This window comes from Parolsenella sp. (genome assembly GCF_982402205.1).
In genome coordinates this window covers 1-2661 of record NZ_CEVYAT010000180.1, presented here as the reverse complement: position 1 = coordinate 2661, position 2661 = coordinate 1, and the positions used below count along the sequence as shown (strand labels likewise).

At 67.2% G+C, this 2661-nt stretch carries 2 protein-coding genes; both read left to right on the top strand.

Translation table 11 applies throughout. The features are described from left to right. Positions 1–476: 476 nt before the first annotated feature. Entirely contained in the window at positions 477–965 is a 489-nt protein-coding gene (locus AC1VTH_RS07770; protein WP_293825743.1) for a hypothetical protein, read from the top strand. Between the two features lie 305 nt (positions 966–1270). Then, on the top strand, positions 1271–2661 hold a 1391-nt coding region (locus AC1VTH_RS07765), incomplete at its 3' end, for a 5'-3' exonuclease (protein ID WP_481335568.1).

Genomic DNA, 2661 nt, shown 5'->3' with positions numbered 1-2661 from the left:
TTGTTGCCCGCGACCATAATTCGAGAAGGACGCTCGATCGCTGAGTGAAGCGCGGGCTGCTTGTCTCGCCGGCGTCTGGCTGCTATGAGCAGCCAAAGCTTTGGCATGGACTTAGCGCAACCGACCAAAGTCTGTGCATCATGCGGTCGTTACAGCTTAAGAACCCCGGGCTCGTGTTCTGCGGACCGTCGGCTGCGGTGGCGTGGGGCTTGTACGAGCCTTGCGGCTACATAGCTCGCCCGTATGCCGCGACGCCCCGATGCGCGCATGCATCAAGCTCGCGCTCCCTTGTGCGTGTTTGCCTGCCGTCAGGCCTGGATGTTGAGGAGGTGGCCGGCATCAGGGTAACGAGTTTGGAGCGAACGGCCTTTGATGCTGCGCGCATGCTGGGTTTTCGCCGCGGTCTGGGCGTGTGCGACCGAGCGCTTGCACTGGACGGGTGCTCGAATGATGAGCTGCTGGAAGGGTTTCGCGGCATGGGGAGGCCCCGAGACCGCGAGGTTGCGCTGCGCTGCGCCCTCAACGCGGATGGCCTGAGCGAGAACGGTGGCGAGTCCTATGCACGTGCCGTGATGCTTGAGCTAGGGTTCGCGACGCCGCTTTTGCAGGTGCCGGTGGCAGACCCCATGGGCGAGGGGCAACCGTATCGTCTTGATTATCTGTGGATCCCGGCTGACCTCGATGCCGAGAAGGTCCTGGGCGGCCTGGCCGCGGGAACGCTGCTGGCCGGCGGTGTCGCGGGGTGCGTGGCGGGCGAGCTCGATGGGCGTGCCAAGACCTTCGACAAGCGGCTGACGGGCGACCGCGACGCGCGGGACCAGCTGCTTGCCGAGCGTCGCCGTGAGGCTCGTCTCACCTACTATGGCCTGCGCGTGGCGCGCTTCTCGTTTGCCGAGGCAAGAGACGATGCCTACCTGGGCCGACTCCTCTCGTCCTATGGCGTGCCGCGGGCGCCTTCGAGCTGAATGTCGTGTGCCTGATGTGGCTTGCTTGCGATCCCCCTCGTAAGTTGCGTGCCCATCGCGACTAGCCCGTGTGACTGCGTGCTTATCGCGACTAGATTGGCCCTCTGGGAGCCGCATATTGTCGCGTTGAGCACGCAAGTTGTCAGGATTGCCGCGCTGGGCACGCAAGGTAGTCTCGATGGTCCCAACAGGCACACAACACCGTTCGCACGCGCCCCACAGCATGGACGCCGCCCGCCTCGGGCCCGCGTGCCCGCGAGCACACGTACAATGGTGGGCGAACAAACCAACGGGAAGGACCCACCATGGCAGACGAGACCAACAACGCGCAGCTACCGGCAACGGACACCGCCGAGACAAGCGCCGACCTGGCCGGTGCGCCCACTCCCGGCGAGCCCCGTCGCACCATCGCCGTGGTCGACGGCAACTCGCTCATGCACCGCGCCTTCCACGCCATTCCGCCCACGATGACCGCGCCCGACGGCCGCCCCACCAACGCCATCTACGGCTTCCTGTCGATGTTCGTGAAGCTCGTCGAGAAGTTCCAGCCAGACGGTGTCATCTGCGCGTTCGACAAGGGCAAGCCCCGCGTGCGCATGGAGATGCTGCCCCAGTACAAGGCGCAGCGCCCGCCCATGGACCCGATCCTGCACGAGCAGTTCCCCATGATCAAGGAGCTGCTGGGCCACATGGACGTCCCCGTGGCCGAGCTCGAGGGCTGGGAGGGCGACGACATCCTGGGCACCCTGGCCCGCCGCGGCGAGGTGGCCGGCTACGACATGCTGCTTGTCACCGGCGACCGCGACATGTACCAGCTCGTCACCGAGCGCGTGAACGTCGTCTCCACCCGCAAGGGCGTCTCCGACGTCAACATCATGACCCCCGAGAGCGTCGACGACCTCTACCACGGCGTCACGCCCGAGCTCGTGCCAGACTTCTACGGCCTCAAGGGCGACACGTCCGACAACATCCCCGGCGTGCCCGGCATCGGCCCCAAGAAGGCGAGCGCCCTCATCTGCCAGTACGGCTCGCTCGACGAGGTCATCGCCCACGCCGACGAGGTCAAGGGCAAGATGGGCGAGAACCTGCGCGCCCACATCGACGACGCCCTGCTCTCCCGCAAGGTCGCCACGATCCGCACCGACGCGCCCATCGACATCGAGCTCGCCGACGCCAAGTTCCCCACGTTCGACCCGGCCGAGGTGCGCGAGGCCTTTGGCGCGCTGGGCATCACGAGCATGACTGGTCGCGTGCTGGCGCTCGCCGGTGCCGCGGGCGAGGGTGGCTCCGGCGTGTCCGCCCTCGAGCTGCCCGAGCGTCTCGAGGGCGAGGCGCTCATCTCGGCCCTCGAGCAAGCCGCCAGCGATGGCCAGTGGGTGGGCGTGGCACTCGCCGAGCCCGAGCAGGGCACGCTCTTTGCGCCCGAGCTCGAGGCCTGGTTCGCGTGCGAGAAGGCCTGCGGAAGCATGTGTGGCGACGCAGCGAGCGAGCTTCTCGTGCGCGCCCTTCGCGGCTGGCGCGTGGGCTGTGCAGACGTCAAGGCCCTCATGCACGTCGTCTATCCGGTCGACTCGTCGCTGCTCGCCTCCGTCGCGGACGGGCGTCCCTATGACCCGGCGGACACCGACCCCGACAACCTCTTCGACGTGGGCGTGGCCGCCTACCTGCTCGACTCGTCCAAGGGCGCCTACGCCAT